The sequence below is a fragment of the Pseudonocardia sp. NPDC049154 genome, assembly GCF_040648315.1.
Taxonomy (GTDB): domain Bacteria; phylum Actinomycetota; class Actinomycetes; order Mycobacteriales; family Pseudonocardiaceae; genus Pseudonocardia.
Genome location: NZ_JBEZDN010000162.1, coordinates 1 through 15,960, shown reverse-complemented (window position 1 = coordinate 15,960; position 15,960 = coordinate 1). Strand labels below are relative to the sequence as shown.

Sequence of the window (15,960 nt, the reverse complement as noted above, 5' to 3'; positions counted from 1 at the left end):
GTGTGCCGCGGCGAGCCGACCCCGCCTTCGGGCCGTCGGGGGCGCCCTGGCGTCTGCCGCTTTAGCCGGGGGGCCTGCGCCATTACGTCGCGCGCGGCCGGCCGGACGTCGCGGCCTTCCCCCGCGCGGCCTGGCTGCGGGCCACGCGCCGGGCGCTGGCCGCGGCCCCGGACGAGGCCTTCGGTTACGGCGACGACCGAGGCCGGCCGGAGCTGCGGGCCGCGCTGGCCGAGCTCCTCGCCCGGGCCCGCGGGGTGCGCACCACACCGGACCGGATCGTGGTGTGCGCGGGGGCGGTGCACGGGCTCGCCCTGCTCGCCGGCCTGCTGCGGACCCGCCGGGTGCGGCGGGTCGCCGCGGAGGCGCACGGCCTGCACCTGCACCGGGAGCTGATCGAGCGGCACGGGCTCGCGGTCGGCGCCCTGCCCGTCGACGACGCCGGCGCCCGGACCGACCTGCTCGACGGCGAGGGGGCCGTCCTGCTCACCCCGGCCCACCAGTTCCCCACCGGCGTGGCCCTGCGGCCGGACCGCCGGGCCGCGGCGGTCGACTGGGCCCGCGCGACCGGTGGGCTGGTGGTCGAGGACGACTACGACGGCGAGTTCCGCTACGACCGGCGGCCGGTCGGCGCCCTGCAGGGCCTGGACCCGGAGCGGGTGGTGTACCTCGGCACCGCCAGCAAGGCCCTCGCGCCGGGCCTGCGGCTCGGCTGGCTGGTCCTGCCGGCCGGCCTCGCGGGCGACGTGGAGCGGGCGGTCGCCGGGGAGGGCGGGACCCGGGTGTCCGCCGTGGACCAGCTGGTCCTCGCGGACCTGCTCGTCTCGGGGGTCTACGACCGGCACGTCCGGGAGCGGCGGCAGGCCTACCGGCGGCGCCGGGACGAGCTCGTCGCCACGCTCGCGGAGCGGGCACCGGCCGTCGTGGTGCGCGGGCTGGCGGCGGGGCTGCACGCGCTGGTCGAGCTGCCGGCCGGGGACGGGCCGGCCGGCACGGCGGAGGCCGCCGCCCAGCGGGCGGCGGCCTGGCACGGGCTGGCGGTCGAGGGCCTGGACCGGTTCCGGCACCCGGACGCCCGGCCCCGGCCGGACGCGCTCGTGGTCGGGTACGCCACGCCGTCGCCGTCGGCCTGGGCGGGTGCGCTGGAGGCGCTGTGCCGGGTGCTCGCCGGGCCCGCCGGGTGAGGGTCAGCGGGCGCGGCGGGTGCGCAGGTGGTCGAGGCTGTAGCGGCCGCCGCCGATCGCGCAGAGCAGCAGGAAGATCCAGCTGTAGAGCGCGGCGGGCTCGCCCAGGTTGTAGATCGGGTTCCAGCCCTGCGGCAGGTGCATCGCGAAGTAGGCGAAGGCCATCATCCCCGAGAGCAGGAAACCGGTGGGCCGCACGTACAGGCCGATCGCGACGAGCACGGCGCCGACGAGCTCGACCAGGGAGACCCACCAGTAGAGCGTGAACGGTGGCAGCCCGGTACCGGCGCCGTCGACGCCGCCGAAGAGGCCGAAGCCCATGACCGCGTGCAGGCTGTACAGGAAGCCGACGACGACGCGGAACGCCAGCAGCACCAGCTGCGGCGCGGCCTCGCGGATGCCGGTCGCCCCGCTGTCGGTGGTGCCGTCGGTGGTGCGGCGGGTCAGGGCGCGGGTGGTGTCGATCGTGCTCATGGCAGGTCCTCCGTCCGGTGTGTCCGTGCTGTCGTGAGGTGGACCGGCCCCGGCGCGGGAACTCATCGCTCCCCGGGGTTCGAGTTCCGGCGGAACGGTTACCCGGGCGCGTGGGAGCGGTCCTGGCGGTGGTGGCGGCGGTGCTGAACGCGGCCGCCTCGGTGTTGCAGCGCAAGGCCGCCCGGGAGGAGCCCGAGGAGCGGGAGTTCTCGATCGGGCTGCTGTTCGACCTGGTCCGGCGGCCGGTGTGGCTGGGCGGGATCGCGTGTGTGATCACGGGGTTCCTCGTCCAGGCCGTGGCGCTGACGCTGGCCGGGGTCGCGGTCGTGCAGCCGATGCTGGTGGCCGAGCTGCCGTTCACGGTGCTGCTGGCGGCGTGGGCCTTCGGCGCGCGCCCGGGTGTCCGGGAGTGGACGGCGATCGGCGTGCTCGCCGCCGGCCTGGTCCTCGTCGTGGTCGCGCTGGCCCCGACCGGCGGGGACCCGGTCGCGGTGTCCGGCTGGACGTGGGTGGTCGGGTCGGCCGTCGTCGCCGTGGTCGTCGGCGCGACCGTGGCCGCCGGCCGCGGGACGACGGGATCGGCGCGCGCGGGGTGGCTCGGCATCGGCACCGGCACGGCGTTCGGCTACGTCGCGGTGCTGGTGGCGGCGGTGGGCGCCATCGCCGGCCGGGCGGGCGTGCACGGGGTGCTCACCGCGTGGCAGACCTGGGCGGTGGTCGTCGTCGGACCGCTGTCGTTCTTCCTGCTCCAGACCGCGCTGCAGGCGGGCAGCCTGGTGGCGTCACAGCCCGGCTTCACGCTGGCGAACCCGCTGCTCGCCACGGCATGGGGCGTGGTCGTCTACGGCGAGCAGGTCCGCGGCGGCGCCTGGTACGCCATGGCCGCCGCCGGCGGGGCGGCGCTGGTGCTCGGCACGTTCGTGCTGGTCCGCTCGCCCCTGCTCAGCGACGGCGACCGGGACGACGACCGGGACGACGCCGCTCCCGCCGCCCGCTGAGCCCGTCCCCCGATCGCCCGACACCGCGCTCCCCCGGCGGATCGGGCGGCGGCCCGACGGTGCCGGAGCCCCGTCGGCGGGACCGTGTGTCCAGCGGGGAACGAACCCCCGACCACCGGACCAGACCAGGGAGCACGACCATGAGCATCACCTTCCTCCACCGCACCGCCGGCAGCGACCGTCCCGCCCGCCGCCGCAACCCCTTCCGGCTCGCGCAGTTCCGCCCGGCCGCCCCCTTCGCCGGGGTCTTCCCGGCCGACCGCGACCGCGAGCGGGTCCTCGGCGAGCTGCGTGCCCTCGGCGCGCCCGGCGACCTCGTCGCCCGCGCGCACGTCTGAACCCCTCCTGAACCCGCCGGGGCCCCGCCGCGCTCAGGACGCGACGGGGACCCCCGCCCGCGCCGCCCACTCCCGTGCCAGCAGCGCCTGCGAGGCGACCCGGTCGGCGTGCCGATGGGTGATCGTGGTGACCAGCAGCTCGTCCGCACTCGTCACCCGCTGCAGGGCCTCGAGGCGCTCGGCGACCGTCCCGGGGGCGCCCACGAACTGCGTCGCCAGCCGGTCGGCCACCAGCGCCCGGTCCTCGTCGGACAACGGGCACGCGGCCGCGACGGCGGGATCGGGGAACGGGATCGCCCCGGCCCCGGTGCGGATGCTGTGCACCCACGGCCCGTAGCCCGCCGCCAGCTCGCGCGCGGTCGCGTCGTCCTCGGCGACGACGACGTCCGCCGACACCATGACGTACGGCGCGGCCAGGTGCTCCGACGGCCGGAACGCCGCCCGGTACGCGGCCACCGCATCGAGCACCGTGTCCGGGCTGACGTGGTAGTTCGCCGCGAACGGCAGCCCACGCTCCCCCGCGACCACCGCGCTGTCCCCGCCGCTGCTGCCCAGCACCCACGGCTCCACGCCGGCACCCTCGCCCGGCACCGCGTGCACCTCCACGTCGTCCGACGAGCGGTACCGGCCTGCGAGCAGGTCGAGGACGTCGTCGACGATGTGGTCGTACGCCGGGGTGCTCGCCCCCGGCTGGCGCATCAGCTCGAGCTGCGCCCGGAAGCGCGGCGAGCCCAGGAGACCGGCGAACGAGAACGGCGCCGGGATCAGCACGCCGTCGACGACCCGCTCCTCGCCCGGCCCCTCCGGCTCGGTGCGGGTGCGGGGGCCGCCGGAGCGCCCGAGCCCGAGGTCGACGCGGCCGGGGAACAGGGCGTCGAGGATCCCGAACTCCTCGACCACCGAGAGCGCGGTGCGGTGCCCGGTCTGCACCGCCCCCGAGCCGACGCGGATGGTGTCGGTGGCCTGCGCGACCGCCTGGATCAGCAGCGGCGGCGAGGCCCCGGCGACGCCCGGGTTGAGGTGGTGCTCGGCCAGCCAGTAGCGCCGGTAACCCTGGCGCTCGGCGTGCCGGGCCAGGTCGATCGTGTTCCGCAGGGCCTCGGCCACGCTCGACCCGGCCGCGATCGGGGCCAGGTCCAGCACGGAGAGCGGTACGTACGGATCCACGCGCGGGGTCACCGCAGCCATTCCTCCAGCTCCCATCCGGTCAGCGCGGCCACCCGCGGGACGTCGTCGGCGAAGCGCCGCAGCGCCGCGGCGCGCTCCGTCGGGGTGGGCCCGGACGCGCGGCCGCTCACGTCCGGGCGGACGTTGTGCCGGGGCACCCCGGTGACCACCCCGGTCTCGACGCCGAGGAACCGGCACACCCGGTCCGCGGTGCCGGCGGGGTCGTCGCGGAGCTCCCGGTAGCGCAGCAGCAGCACCTGCTCGCGCGGGAAGAGCGAGAGCAGGTGCTCGAGCTGGCCGCCGTAGCGGCCCTGGGCGGCGTAGTGCCAGAAGTGCGCCCAGCCCGCGGTGATCCGGTCCCCCTCGAGCTCCAGCGCACGCAGGAAGTCCGCCTCCGGCTCGAGGCCGGCGCCGCGCAGGTGCGCCCAGTTCGAGTGCGCCCGCTCGACCGGGTCGCGCAGCACGGCGATCAGCCGGGCCGCGGGCAGGAGGTCCCGGATCCGCCGCTGGGCGTCCCGGTCGTAGAGGTAGAACACCGTGGACTCGCCGCACAGCGCGTCCGGGTCGGCGTCGGCGAACAGGGCCTCGTACTCGTCCCGGCGCCAGACGTGCTCGCCCCAGGTCGGGAGGTCACCGGGGCCGCCGCCGGAGTCCGGCGGCGGGCCGTCGGTGAGGAAGAACTTCGGCTCCTTCGGGGTGGACAGGAACAGCCGCGGATGCCCGCTCAGGGCGTTGTGCAGGGCGGACGTGCCGCACTTCGGCGCCCCGAGCAGGAGGAAGTCCGGCAGGCGCGAGCCCACGGGCTCAGACCGCGGCCGCGGGCCGCCGGTCGGCGGTGCGGACGGGCGGCAGCAGCAGCTCGGTGCGCAGCTCGTGCGCCCCGTCCTCGCGGGTCCCCTCGTAGTACAGCCGGTACCCGCCGCCCTCCAGCGCGACCACGCTGAGGTAGCGGAGCCCGCGGCCCGGGTGCGGGGACTCGGCGACGGGCTCGTGTCCCTGCGCGGTGAAGACACCGGGCAGATCGGTGGCGTAGGCCAGGCCGGTCCGCTCCTCCCAGTTCTCCGCGGCCGTGGCGCGGCCGTCGTAGGTGGCGGCCCAGCGGCCGTCGACCCGGAACACCGCGCTGACCCGCACCCCCCGCGCGTCCCAGCGCCCGGCCCGCGGCCCGAGCGCCGTGCCCTCGTGCCGCCACTCCAGCCCGTCGGGGCTGGTGTAGTACTCGGTGGTCATGCGGTCCTCGTGCTCCGGCACGTCGAGCGGGTGCACCGAGGCCCACAGGTGCCAGCGCCCGCCCTCGACCACGATCACCGGGTCCTTGACGGCGTGCAGGTCGTCGCCGGGAAGGACGGTCCGGCGCGGCGCGTCGGCGAGCTCCTCGGGGGTGCCCGCCTCCAGGACGTCGACCCACCAGTGCTTGGTCCCGGGCGTCGCGCAGCTGACGTAGAGCCGCCACCGGCCCTGCGGCGTGCGGACCAGGGCCGGGCGCTCCAGCGACTCCGCACCGAAGCGGTCCTTGGTCACCCGGGCGACCTCGGCGAAGCGGATCCCGTCCGTGGACCGGGCGATCACCGTGGCCAGGCCGCGCCCCTCGGTCAGCGGGGCACGCAGCCGGTAGGCCGCGTGGTAGACGCCGTCGGCGAGGACGACGCTCGGGGCCCCCACCCAGTTGCCGGCCCCGGCGCCGGGGGCGGCCACCGCGATCGCGGCCGCCTCCCACCGCGGGATCGGCAGCAACGGCGGGGATGCGGGTGCGGTGCTCACTCAGGACTCCTCGGGTGCGGTCGGGCCCGCCAGACCGCGGTCGGTCAGGTGCGCGAGCAGCAGCGCGACCGAGGTCTCCACTGGCTGCTCGTGGGCGGGGATGACGAGGTCGGGGTCGAGCGGGACCTCGTAGGGGTCGTCGACGCCGGTGAGGCCGGAGATCTCGCCGTCCCGCTGGCGGGCGTAGAGGCCCTTGACGTCGCGTTCGGACGCCACCTCCACCGGGGTGCTGACGTGCACCTCGATGAACTCGGTGCCGTTGCCGGCGTGCGTGGCGCGGACCTCGTCCCGCACGTCCCGGAAGGGTGCGATCGCCGAGACCAGCACCAGCACGCCGTTGCGCGCCAACAGCTCCGAGACCCACCCGATCCGCCGGATGTTGATCGCCCGGTCCTCCCGGGAGTAGCCGCGGGCCGCGGCCAGGTGCGGCCGCACGGCGTCGCCGTCGAGCACCTCGACCCGCAGCCCGCGGGAGCGCAGCTCGGACTCGCAGGCGCGGGCGATCGTGGACTTGCCCGCGCTGGGCAGGCCGGTCAGCCAGACGGTGGCGCCGCGCTGGGCGGTGTGGAGCGCGGTCGGAGGGGCGACGGGTGAGCGGACGGCGTCGGACACGGGGGTCTCCGGCGTTCTGTCGGGTGCGGTGGGGATGCGGGTGCGGCCGCGCGGCGTCGGGCCGGGCGCGGGACGACCCCGGCTCCGGCGCGCGACCTACCGACAGAACTGGTCGTACGCGTGCGCGCGACGGCCCGGCCAGAACGGCTCGAGCAGGGTCCGCGTCACGCGGTCATCCTCACCCGGGCGGTGGACGGCCGCAACCGGCGCACCCTCCGAATGTCGGCGCTGTGTGGTCGTTCACGCTGCCGCCCGCCACCCCCTCGTGGTTACTGTGGTCTGGTCCACCACGGACCCGAGGACAGCCGAGGCAGGAGGAGGCCGCCATGACCGGTGCCCGCCTCGTCTCCCGCCGCTGGCTCGACGGGCTCGGCTCGCCGCCCGGGCACTGTCCCCGCTAGACCCGTACGCCCGGTGCCGCCTCGCGCACCGCTCCGCGTTCCGCCGGACCCGTCGACCGGTCCGGCCTCCCGGCCCGCCGGCCGCAACCGTCCCGCGCCCTCCCACCAGGAGAACCGCATGCGCTTCCAGGTCCTCGACATCGTCCCGCACGCCCCGCACCCGGTCACCGGGGAGATCATCTCGGTGCACGAGCGCCTGGAGCGGGTGGTGGAGAACGCCGTGCTCGCCGAGCGGCTCGGCTTCGACTCCTACGCCGTCGGGGAGCGGCACGCCGGCGAGTTCGTCTCCTCCGCACCGACCGTGCTGCTCGGCGCGCTGGCCCAGGCCACGGACCGGATCCTGCTCAGCACCGGCGTGACCGTGCTGTCCCTGCTGGACCCGGTTCGCGTCGCCGAGGACTACGCGACGGTCGACCAGCTCTCCGGCGGCCGGTTGGAGATCGTCATCGGGAAGGGCAACGAGGACAAGCACTTCCCGCTGTTCGGGCTGGAGCTCTCGAAGCAGTACGAGTACCTCACCGAGAACTACGAGCTGCTGCGCCGGCTGCTGCGCGAGGAGCGCGTGTCCTGGGAGGGCGTGCACCATCGCGACCTCGACGGGGTGACGACCTTCCCGCGGCCCTTCGACGGTCCCTTCCGGATCTGGCACGGCTCGGCCACCTCCACCGCGGCCGTCGACCTGGCCGCCAGGTGGGGGGACCCGATCTTCAGCGCCAACGCCCTGCAGCCGCGGGAGAACTACCTGGTCCTCATCGACCGGTACCGGGAGCAGCTCGAGGCACACGGGCACGACCCCGCCGTCGGCTACGTCGGGTCCGGCTCGGGCGGGCTGTTCCTCGCCGACACGGACGAGCAGGCGGTCGCGGAGTACCGGCCGATCTACGAGGCGCAGGCGGCCAAGCTCGCTGCCGCACACGCCGGCGACCCGCGGAAGGGCAAGACGATGTCGTTCACGACGATCGAGGAGGCCGTCGCGCACGGGCCCGCCCTGGTCGGGACGCCGGAGCGGGTCGCCGCGAAGATCCTCGACTACCACAAGTCCTACCGGCACGACGTCCAGTCGGTCTCGATCAACCCCGTCCTCCCCTACCCCCAGCAGCAGGAGGTGCTGAGCCGGTTCGCCGAGGAGGTCGTGCCGCTGGTCCGCCGCGAGGTGTCGACCACGCTCTGGGGGCCGCGGGACCCGGGCCGCGCCAAGGGCCTCACGCAGTCCTGACCGATCGCCGGCCCCGGAAGGACCCATGGTCATCCACGACTCGCTGATCGACCTGGTCGGCGGCACCCCGCTCGTCCGGCTGCGCCGGCTCACCGCCGGCCTCGTGGCCACCGTGCTCGTCAAGCCCGAGTACCTCAACCCGGGCGGCTCGGTGAAGGACCGCGCCGCCACCGCGATGGTGCTCGCCGCGGAGCGCGACGGCGTGCTCGCGCCCGGCGGCACCATCGTCGAGGCCTCGTCGGGCAACACCGGCATCGGGCTCGCGCAGGCCGCCGCGGTCCGCGGGCACCGGATCGTCGTCGTCCTGCCGGACACAGTGGCCGTCGAGAAGCTGGACATCCTGCGCGCCTACGGCGCCGAGGTCGTCACGACCCCGGCGAGCCTGCCCCGCGAACACCCCGAGCACGTCAACCGGCTGGCCCGGCGGATCGCGGCGGAGACGCCCGGGGGCTGGTTCGCCGACCAGTACGACAACCCGGCGAACCCGGAGATCCACCACGCCACGACCGGCCCGGAGATCTGGGCGGCCACGGAGGGCCGGGTCACGCACCTCGTCGCCGGGATCGGCACCGGCGGCACGATCTCGGGCACCGGGCGCTACCTCAGGGAGGTGGGCCGGGTCGAGGTCGTCGGCGCCGACCCCGCCACCTCCGTCTACAACGGGGGCGACGGCAGCCCGTTCTTCGTCGAGGCCTCCGGCCACTACCGGCACACCGACACGGTCGACGACCAGTGGCCGCTGTCCTACCACCAGCAGGTCGTCGACCGGATCGAGGTGATCGACGACCGCGAGTCCGTGCTGACCACCCGCCGGCTCGCGCGGGAGGAGGGCCTGCTGGTGGGCGCCTCGTCCGGGCTCGCGGTGGCGGCCGCGCTGCGGGTGGCGTGCGGGCTCGGCCCCGAGCACACCGTGGTCGCGGTCCTCCCCGACTCCGGGCGGGCCTACCTGTCGAAGTACCACTCGGTGGGCTGGCTGCGCCGCCTCGGCTTCCTCGACGACGACCGCCCCGGGCTGCTCGCCGACGCCGCCACGCCGGTGCACACCGTCACCACCCGCACACCGCTCGGCGAGGCCGCCGCGCTGGCCGCGGGCCCGGCGCGGGACCAGCCGCTGGTCCCGGTCGTCCTGCCCGGGCGCAGCCCGCGCTTCGCCACCGCCGTCTCCGAGATTCTCGGGGCGCTCGACCCGGCGGTGCTCGCCGCCGAGGCCGCCCGTCGGGACCCGGCGACGCCGGTGGGCGAGCTCGCGGACCCGCCGCCGGTCGCCGTGGGCACCGGCGAGACCGCGGAGGAGGCCCTCGCCCGTCTCGACGCCGCCGGCGGCGAGAACGCCCTGCTGCTGCGCGACGGCCGCCTGGCCGGCCTGCTGACCCGCGCCGCCCTCGTCGCCCGGGCCGGGGTGGCCGCGCGGTGAGCGCCCGGACCACCCACGCCTGCCACGGCCCGCCGGACCCCGCCCCGCCGGGCCCGCGCGACCGCGAGGGACTCCTCGCGCAGGTGCTGCCGGCGCTGGCCGACACCGTCCGCACCGGGGCGCGCCGGCGCGAGGAGCAGCGCACCCTCCCCTACCGCGAGATGCAGGCCTTCCGTGACTCCGGGCTGGGCTCGCTCCGCGTCCCCGCCTCGCTGGGCGGGCCCGGTGGGTCGATCGCGGACGTCGTGAAGGCGGTGGTGCGGCTCGCCGCCGCGGACTCCAACGTCGCCCAGGCCACCCGGGCCCACTTCGCGCACGTCGAGCGGCTCCTCGAGCCCGGGGTGCCCGACGCCGCCCGCCGCCTGCGGGAGCTGCGGGAGGGCGTGCTGGTCGGCGAGGCGACGTCCGAACGCACCGGCACCCGGCCCTTCGACCTGGGCACCCGGCTGCGCCGCACCGGCGGCCGGCTCCTGCTCACCGGCGAGAAGCACTACGCCACCGGCGGGCTCTTCGCCTCCCACCTCACCGTCCTCGCCCTCGACGACGCCGACCGTCCGGTGTGGGCGCTCGTGCCGGTCGACGCGCCGGGCGTCGAGCTGTGGGACGACTGGGAGGGCATGGGCCAGCGGCTGACGGCCACCGGGTCGGCGGTGTTCACCGACGTCGTGGTGGACCCCGCCGAGGTGCTGCGGCCCGCGCCCGGCCGCCCCGAGCCGACGGTGACCTCCAGCTTCCGCGCCCTGCACCTCGCCGCGGTGGGCGCGGGCATCGCGACGGCCGCCGTCTCCGACATCGCCGGGTTCACCCGCACCAACCCGCGCGCCGCCGAGGCGGCCGAGGCCGGGCGGGCCGCCGACGACCCGTTCGTCCGGGCCGCGGTGGGCGAGGCCGCGACGCTGGCCTACACGGCCCGGTCGGTCGTGCTCAGCGCCGCGCGCGCCCTCGACGCGGCGGCGGAGCACCGCACCGCGGACGAGCTGGCGGCGGCCGCCGCCGAGGTCACCCAGGCGAAGGTCGTGGCCGACCGCGCCGCCCAGCAGGCCGCCACGGTGATCTTCGACGCCGCCGGCGCCTCGGCCACCCTCACCTCGGAGGGCCTGGACCGGCACTGGCGCAACGCGCGCACGCTGGCCAGCCACGATCCCGCCGCCCACGCGGCGCGGGCGATCGGCGACTACGTCCTGCACCGGACGCCCCCGCCCGGCGACGGGTTGCCCTAGCCCGCCACCCGCTGTCGCCGCCGGGATCCGAGGAACGGCAACGGGATCCGCCGCCGCGGCCGGCCCGGCAGCCGGCCCGCCGCGGCGTCGTCGATCAGGGCCTTGACGGTCTCGGCGGCGTCCGTGCGGTTGGCGCCGATCCCGCCGGTGGAGCCGCGCTTGATCCAGCCGACGACGTAGGCCCCGGGCCTGCCCTCGACGCGACCCTCGTGGTTCGGGACGGTGCCCGTGACGTCGTCGAACGGCAGGCCGGCCAGGGGTCGCCCGCGGTGCCCGACGGCCCGGACGACCATGCCGGCCGGGATCTCCACCTCGCCGTCGGGGCCGGTCACCCGGACCGCCTCGACCCGGCCGTCGCCGGTGATCGCCGAGGGCGACGAGTGGAAGCGCAGGATCAGCCGGCGCGGCCCCTCCGGGCCCGGCGCCGACCAGTCGACGACCTCGCGGCGCGCCTCCTGCAGCAGCGCCGCGTGCTCGCCCGGCACCGCCTCGTCGATCGCCTTCCCGGTGCGCGGGTCGGCGTCGTCGACCACGACCTCCACGCCCTCCCGGCGCAGCAGCGCGACGAGCTCGGGCCGGGTGTAGGCGGCGGTGTCCGGGCCGCGGCGGGCCAGCAGGACGGCCTCGCGCACGCCCGAGCCGCGCAGCAGCTCCAGGGCCCCGCCCGCGATCGCGGTGTCCTCGAGATCGGCCGGGTCGGCCGTGAGGATCCGCGCGACGTCGAGCGCCACGTTGCCGGTGCCGACGACGACCACCCGCCCCGACGACAGGTCGACCGCGCCGCGCGCGATCTCGGGGTGGCCGTTGTACCAGCCGACGACCGTGGTGGCGGGCAGGCTGCCGGGCAGGTCCTCGCCCGGCACGCCGAGCGACCGGGACTCCGACGCACCCACGGCGTAGATCACCGCGTCGTGCTCGGCGGCGAGCTGCTCGGGCGTGACGTCCCGGCCCACCTCCACCCCGAGCCGCATCCGCAGCCGGTGGTGACCGTGGTGGCGCGCGAACGTCTCCCCGATCCGCTTGGTCGAGGGGTGGTCCGGCGCCACGCCGAACCGCACCAGCCCGCCCGCGACGGCGAGCCGGTCGATCAGCGTGATCCGGGCGTCGGTGTGCAGGAGCAGGTCCTGCACGGCGTACATGCCCGCGGGCCCGGTGCCGACCACCGCGACGTCGAGCGCCGGGAAGCCGGCCGGGATGGTGCGGTCGAAGGCGGGCGGGCCCCAGCGGTGGAACACCGGGGTCGGCTCCGCCTCCTCCACCTCCGACGACGGCCGGTCGGCGTAGAACTCCGCGTTCACCTCGGCGTAGCCCTCGAGCGGGCCGCTCAGCAGGTCGACCGGGTGGATGGCGTCCACGGGGCAGGCGTCGGCACACGCGCCGCAGTCGATGCACGACTGCGGGTCGATGTAGAGCATGTCCGTGGTGCCGAAGTCCGGCTCGTCCGGCGTGGGGTGGATGCAGTTGACCGGGCACGCCGCGACGCAGGACGCGTCGGTGCAGCAGGTCTGGGTGATCGCGTACGGCATCGCGGGGCCTGTCGCTCGGCGGGGTCGGCGGGGCGCCGGGTCAGAGGAGGTTCGCGCGGCGGTAGATCGCCCGCGCGGCCGGCGTGAGCAGCCCGGCGGAGCCGAGGAACTCCATCAGCCCGGCGCAGCTCGAGCGCATCATCGCCTTGTGGTGCTGGTTGGCCCGCGCCTCGCGCAGCGCGCGCGTACGGTCCAGCCCCGCCGCCTCGTACACGTCGTCGCTGACCATGCTGGTCACGATGTGGTACGCGGCCCCGGCGATGACCACGGCGTCGGCCTGGCGGCGCAGGGCGCCCGCGCCCCGCATCCGCTCCCGGACCTCGTCCCGGGCGAACTTCATGTGCCGGGACTCCTCGACCACGTGGATGTTGTTGATCGTGCGGACGAACGGGACCACGCGCTCGTCGCGCATCCAGTCCCGCTGCATCACGTCGAGGACCTCCTCGGCGACGAGGATCGCGGCGTAGGCCGCCTCGCCGCCGGCGAGCGCGGCGAACGCCCGGCCGAGCTCGACGACCGACCGCTTCGGGCGGTACGGCCGCGCGCCCAGCTTGGCCACCCCCCGCGCGAACATGATCGAGTGGCGGCACTCGTCCGCGATCTCGGTGAGCGCCCACTGGAAGGCCGGGTCGGTCGGGTCCTTGGCGTAGAAGTCCCGCAGCACCATCTGCTGCAGGATCATCTCGAACCAGATGCCGGTGCTGGCGACGGACGCCGACTCCTGCCGGGTCAGCTCGCGCTGCTGCTCCGGGGTCATCTCGTCCCAGTACGCCGTGCCGTAGAGGGTGCTCCACTCCGGGCTCGCGCCGTGGAAGCCGGTGTCCAGCGGCGTGTCCCAGTCGACCTCCTGCGTCGGGTCGAAGCTGAGCATCTCCGACGAGCGCAGCAGGCGGCGGGCGACGTCGGCGTGGTCGCCCTCGACGGCGGCATCGGCGCCGGTCACGGCGTTGTCGGCGGTGCGGTCCAGGGCAATGGTGTCGTCCATGGTCGCTCCTTCGCGGATCGACGACTGCTGGCGTTACCGGCGGTAACGTTACCGGTGGTAACACATGCTCGCAACCCGGGGCCGTCCCGCGTCCGCGTGAGACGCCGCCGCCCGGCCCGCTGAGAGGGCCGCAGCTGCACCCGACGGGCGTCGCCACCCCGATGGGCACCGGCGACATGCAGGCCCGGCTGGGCAAGGCCGTCGCCGGCGACCCGCGGCTCGCCGGCATGTTGACCACCCTGCTGCCGGTGGACATCACCCAGCCCGAGGACGTCGCCGAGACGGTGCTGTTCCTCGCCTCGGACGAGTCGCGCTACATCACCGCCCACGAGATCGCGCCCGACGCGCGCGTGACGGAGTTCTGAGCTCCTGGACGCCCCGGTTCGACCGGTCCGGGTCATGACGGCGTTCGGATCGGTGCTCCGCGCGTCAACATCCCGTCAGGAGAGGGTCCTGCGGCGGCGGTCCGCCGCACCCTGGCGTCATGGTGCCGAGTCGCCGATCCACTCTCCCGTCCGCGCCGCCGGCGTGCGCCGGCGGCCTGCTCCTCGGCCTGCCCGCCGCCGTCGGGGCCCAGGCGGTCGCCTGGGCCTGCGACCCGTCCGACGTCGCCGTCGGCGGCCTGGTGCTCGCCGCCCTCGCCGCGGGTCTGGTCGCCACGGTGACGTCCACCGTCGGTGCCGTCGTCGCCGGGACCGTCGGCTGGGCGGTCTACGACGGCTTCGCCGCCCACCGTCTCGGCGAGCTGCACGCCGGGGCCGCCGACGTGCGCGCGCTGCTGCTCGTCGTGGGCGCGGCGCTCGTGTTCCACGGGCTCGCCGCGGTGCTCCGCGTGTACCGGGGCGGGCCGGGCGAGGGCCTCACAGTGCTCGGACACGTCGCGCACAGCCCGCTCCTCGGGCCGGCCGGCAGTGTTCTCCCCGGCGCCGGACCCGGCGCCCGAGACGCTCCCCCACAGGAGGATCCGTGCACACGCTTCCCCAGCTCGTCGAGTACCTCAACACCCACGGCGCCCCGGTCCAGCTCGTCGACCAGGTGAGGAACCTGCAGCTGCGGCACGCCCTGACCCCGCAGGCCTTCCAGGACCTCTGCACCCGGCTCGGCTGGCGCCCGCGCGGTATGAGCGTGGCCGACGCCGTCGCCTGGGTCCGGCAGGGCGTCCGCGGCTGACGGTGCGCTGCGGCGGGGGGTGCGTCGGACCCGCACCCCGCGCCGCGGCCTCTTGCCGGGCCGTCCCGTCCGGCCCACTCTCGACGCGTGCCCGACCACCGACACGACCTGCTCTTCGGCGCCTTCGTCACCCCGGTCGCGGACCCGCCGGACCGGGCGGTCGACCTGGCGGTGGCCGCCGAGCGGGCCGGCCTCGACCTCGTCGCCTTCCAGGACCATCCGTACCTGCCGGAGTTCCTCGACGCCTGGACGCTGATGTCCGTCGTCGCGGCCCGGACCGAGCGGATCCGCCTCACCGGCGACGTCCTCAACCTTCCGCTCCGCCCACCCGCCGTCCTCGCCCGCAGCGCCGCGAGCCTCGACCGGCTCAGCGGGGGCCGCGTCGAGCTCGGCCTCGGCACGGGCGCCTTCTGGGACGGCATCGAGGCCATGGGCGGCCGCCGGCTGAAGCCGGGCGAGTCCGTGCAGGCCCTCGAGGAGGCGATCGCGATCCTCCGCGGCATCTGGGCCGCCGACGAGCGCGGCGGCGTCCGCGTCGACGGCGAGTTCCACCACGTGGCCGGCGCCAAGCGCGGCCCGCACCAGCCCACGACATCGGCATCTGGGTCGGCGCCTACGGCCCCCGCATGCTCCGGCTCGTCGGCCGCCTGGCCGACGGCTGGCTGCCCACGCTCTCCTACCTGCGCGACGGCCCCACCTCCCTCACCGCCATGAACACCCTGATCGACGAGAGCGCCACCGCTGCCGGCCGCGACCCCGGCGCGATCCGCAGGCTGCTCAACCTCGAGGGCCGCTTCGCGCAGACCGGCGACGGCCTGCTCGTCGGCCCGCCGGAGCAGTGGGCCGAGGAGCTCGCCGACCTCGCCCTCGCCGAGGGCATCTCAGGCTTCATCCTGATGTCCGACGACCGGGCCACCCTCGAGCGCTACGCCCACGAGGTCGCCCCGCGCACACGGGAGCTGGTCGAGGCGGAGCGGCGCGGGTAGCGCGCCACCCCGCCCGACCCGTCGCGGCGGTTCGTCCAGGTCGAGGCTGAGCGCAGGTCGAGGCTGAGCGCCGCGCGCAGCGCGCCACCGTTCTCGGTGAGACCCTGCTCGTAGTCCTCACGCGCGCGCCTCGTCGGCACACGTCCACCTCCCGTCGCTGATGGAGGAGGTGGACTCGGAACCGGCTGCGTCTCCCGGGACTGCCGACTCGGTGTCCTGGAACTGCCGACTCGCGGAATCGCCGGCGCGAGCCGCACAGCGAGCCCCTGCCAAGCGAGCCCCCCCGCCAAGCGAGCCCCTGCCAAGCGGGCCCCGGCCAGACCGTCCGGACGCTGTGCGGGCCACCCCCGGGACGGCCCGCCCCGCTGATGCGATCGGTCGGGGGGGGGCGCCCCCCCCCCGGCGCCCCCCCCGCTGGGCCGGGCCCCCACCCCGGGGCGGCGCCCCCCCCCCCGACTCGTTCAAGGTCGTCGAAGTGGATCACGATCCACGGTCTGATCCACAAGCGTTG

Annotated in this window: 18 protein-coding genes; 11 read left to right on the top strand and 7 right to left on the bottom strand. The window is 76.2% G+C overall.

What is annotated here, in order from left to right; all coding sequences use genetic code 11:
* Positions 1–74 precede the first annotated feature (74 nt).
* Positions 75–1,181 carry a PLP-dependent aminotransferase family protein gene (locus AB0B41_RS39325; protein WP_358212123.1) on the top strand — a complete coding sequence of 369 codons (1,107 nt, stop codon included), beginning with the start codon at positions 75–77 and terminating at the stop codon, positions 1,179–1,181.
* A gap of 3 nt (positions 1,182–1,184) precedes the next feature.
* Here AB0B41_RS39325 and AB0B41_RS39320 read toward each other — a convergent pair whose 3' ends face one another.
* On the bottom strand, positions 1,185–1,655 hold the full coding sequence (locus tag AB0B41_RS39320; RefSeq protein WP_358212122.1) for a DoxX family protein: 471 nt from the start codon (positions 1,653–1,655) through the stop codon (positions 1,185–1,187).
* Positions 1,656–1,765: 110 nt separating this feature from the next.
* On the opposite strand from AB0B41_RS39320, the gene AB0B41_RS39315 reads away from it, so the two are divergent.
* Together AB0B41_RS39315 and AB0B41_RS39310 are read left to right on the top strand one after the other, a co-directional pair.
* Entirely contained in the window at positions 1,766–2,653 is an 888-nt protein-coding gene (locus AB0B41_RS39315; RefSeq protein ID WP_358212121.1) for a DMT family transporter, read from the top strand.
* A gap of 140 nt (positions 2,654–2,793) precedes the next feature.
* The gene (locus AB0B41_RS39310; RefSeq protein ID WP_358212120.1) at positions 2,794–2,991 is read left to right on the top strand and encodes a hypothetical protein; all 198 of its coding nucleotides are present in this window, start codon (positions 2,794–2,796) and stop codon (positions 2,989–2,991) included.
* A gap of 33 nt (positions 2,992–3,024) precedes the next feature.
* On the opposite strand, the gene AB0B41_RS39305 is transcribed toward AB0B41_RS39310, so the two are convergent.
* Genes AB0B41_RS39305 through cysC form a run of 4 tightly spaced genes read right to left on the bottom strand, consistent with a single transcriptional unit; the run spans position 3,025 to position 6,531 of the window.
* The gene (locus AB0B41_RS39305) at positions 3,025–4,170 is read right to left on the bottom strand and encodes an LLM class flavin-dependent oxidoreductase (RefSeq protein ID WP_358212119.1); all 1,146 of its coding nucleotides are present in this window, start codon (positions 4,168–4,170) and stop codon (positions 3,025–3,027) included.
* Entirely contained in the window at positions 4,167–4,958 is a 792-nt protein-coding gene (locus AB0B41_RS39300; protein WP_358212118.1) for a sulfotransferase, read from the bottom strand. Before AB0B41_RS39300 ends, AB0B41_RS39305 begins: the two co-directional genes overlap by 4 nt.
* A gap of 4 nt (positions 4,959–4,962) precedes the next feature.
* On the bottom strand, positions 4,963–5,919 hold the full coding sequence (locus tag AB0B41_RS39295) for a hypothetical protein (RefSeq protein ID WP_358212117.1): 957 nt from the start codon (positions 5,917–5,919) through the stop codon (positions 4,963–4,965).
* Positions 5,920–6,531: an adenylyl-sulfate kinase gene (gene cysC, locus AB0B41_RS39290; protein ID WP_358212116.1), complete on the bottom strand. Its 612-nt coding sequence runs from the start codon at positions 6,529–6,531 to the stop codon at positions 5,920–5,922.
* Positions 6,532–7,050: 519 nt separating this feature from the next.
* On the opposite strand from cysC, the gene AB0B41_RS39285 reads away from it, so the two are divergent.
* Genes AB0B41_RS39285 through AB0B41_RS39275 form a run of 3 tightly spaced genes read left to right on the top strand, consistent with a single transcriptional unit; the run spans position 7,051 to position 10,782 of the window.
* Positions 7,051–8,148: an LLM class flavin-dependent oxidoreductase gene (locus AB0B41_RS39285; RefSeq protein ID WP_358212115.1), complete on the top strand. Its 1,098-nt coding sequence runs from the start codon at positions 7,051–7,053 to the stop codon at positions 8,146–8,148.
* A gap of 25 nt (positions 8,149–8,173) precedes the next feature.
* Positions 8,174–9,562, top strand: coding sequence for a pyridoxal-phosphate dependent enzyme (locus AB0B41_RS39280; RefSeq protein WP_358212114.1), 1,389 nt, complete (start codon positions 8,174–8,176; stop codon positions 9,560–9,562).
* A complete protein-coding gene (locus AB0B41_RS39275; RefSeq protein WP_358212113.1) occupies positions 9,559–10,782 on the top strand; it encodes an acyl-CoA dehydrogenase family protein in 1,224 nt (407 codons plus the stop codon). The genes AB0B41_RS39280 and AB0B41_RS39275 overlap by 4 nt, the downstream gene beginning before the upstream one ends.
* On the opposite strand, the gene AB0B41_RS39270 is transcribed toward AB0B41_RS39275, so the two are convergent.
* Both AB0B41_RS39270 and AB0B41_RS39265 read right to left on the bottom strand, forming a co-directional pair.
* The gene (locus tag AB0B41_RS39270; RefSeq protein WP_358212112.1) at positions 10,779–12,308 is read right to left on the bottom strand and encodes an FAD-dependent oxidoreductase; all 1,530 of its coding nucleotides are present in this window, start codon (positions 12,306–12,308) and stop codon (positions 10,779–10,781) included. The two genes, AB0B41_RS39275 and AB0B41_RS39270, sit on opposite strands and share 4 nt — an antisense overlap.
* A 40-nt stretch (positions 12,309–12,348) precedes the next feature.
* A complete protein-coding gene (locus tag AB0B41_RS39265; RefSeq protein ID WP_358212111.1) occupies positions 12,349–13,293 on the bottom strand; it encodes a diiron oxygenase in 945 nt (314 codons plus the stop codon).
* 161 nt (positions 13,294–13,454) lie between these two features.
* Here AB0B41_RS39265 and AB0B41_RS39260 point away from each other — a divergent pair, with 161 nt between their 5' ends.
* The 5 genes from AB0B41_RS39260 (at position 13,455) to AB0B41_RS39240 (ending at position 15,449) form a co-directional block, all read left to right on the top strand.
* Positions 13,455–13,658 carry an SDR family oxidoreductase gene (locus tag AB0B41_RS39260; protein WP_358212110.1) on the top strand — a complete coding sequence of 68 codons (204 nt, stop codon included), beginning with the start codon at positions 13,455–13,457 and terminating at the stop codon, positions 13,656–13,658.
* Between the two features lie 119 nt (positions 13,659–13,777).
* Complete coding sequence (locus AB0B41_RS39255; RefSeq protein WP_358212109.1) at positions 13,778–14,332, top strand: hypothetical protein; 555 nt, start codon at positions 13,778–13,780, stop codon at positions 14,330–14,332.
* The gene (locus AB0B41_RS39250) at positions 14,329–14,463 is read left to right on the top strand and encodes a hypothetical protein (protein WP_358212108.1); all 135 of its coding nucleotides are present in this window, start codon (positions 14,329–14,331) and stop codon (positions 14,461–14,463) included. The genes AB0B41_RS39255 and AB0B41_RS39250 overlap by 4 nt, the downstream gene beginning before the upstream one ends.
* An 87-nt stretch (positions 14,464–14,550) precedes the next feature.
* Positions 14,551–15,177, top strand: a complete 627-nt coding sequence (locus AB0B41_RS39245) for an LLM class flavin-dependent oxidoreductase (protein ID WP_358212107.1) — start codon at positions 14,551–14,553, stop codon at positions 15,175–15,177.
* Entirely contained in the window at positions 15,090–15,449 is a 360-nt protein-coding gene (locus tag AB0B41_RS39240) for a hypothetical protein (protein WP_358212106.1), read from the top strand. The genes AB0B41_RS39245 and AB0B41_RS39240 overlap by 88 nt, the downstream gene beginning before the upstream one ends.
* Positions 15,450–15,960 lie beyond the last annotated feature (511 nt).

Excerpts from the sequence above, each read along its gene's own strand:
- AB0B41_RS39320 (WP_358212122.1), bottom strand. The coding sequence starts at position 1,655 with ATGAGCACGATCGACACCACCCGCGCCCTGACCCGCCGCACCACCGAC.
- AB0B41_RS39310 (WP_358212120.1), top strand. The coding sequence starts at position 2,794 with ATGAGCATCACCTTCCTCCACCGCACCGCCGGCAGCGACCGTCCCGCC.
- AB0B41_RS39285 (WP_358212115.1), top strand. The coding sequence starts at position 7,051 with ATGCGCTTCCAGGTCCTCGACATCGTCCCGCACGCCCCGCACCCGGTC.
- AB0B41_RS39280 (WP_358212114.1), top strand. The coding sequence starts at position 8,174 with ATGGTCATCCACGACTCGCTGATCGACCTGGTCGGCGGCACCCCGCTC.
- AB0B41_RS39270 (WP_358212112.1), bottom strand. The coding sequence starts at position 12,308 with ATGCCGTACGCGATCACCCAGACCTGCTGCACCGACGCGTCCTGCGTC.
- AB0B41_RS39265 (WP_358212111.1), bottom strand. The coding sequence starts at position 13,293 with ATGGACGACACCATTGCCCTGGACCGCACCGCCGACAACGCCGTGACC.
- AB0B41_RS39260 (WP_358212110.1), top strand. The coding sequence starts at position 13,455 with ATGGGCACCGGCGACATGCAGGCCCGGCTGGGCAAGGCCGTCGCCGGC.
- AB0B41_RS39255 (WP_358212109.1), top strand. The coding sequence starts at position 13,778 with ATGGTGCCGAGTCGCCGATCCACTCTCCCGTCCGCGCCGCCGGCGTGC.
- AB0B41_RS39240 (WP_358212106.1), top strand. The coding sequence starts at position 15,090 with ATGCTCCGGCTCGTCGGCCGCCTGGCCGACGGCTGGCTGCCCACGCTC.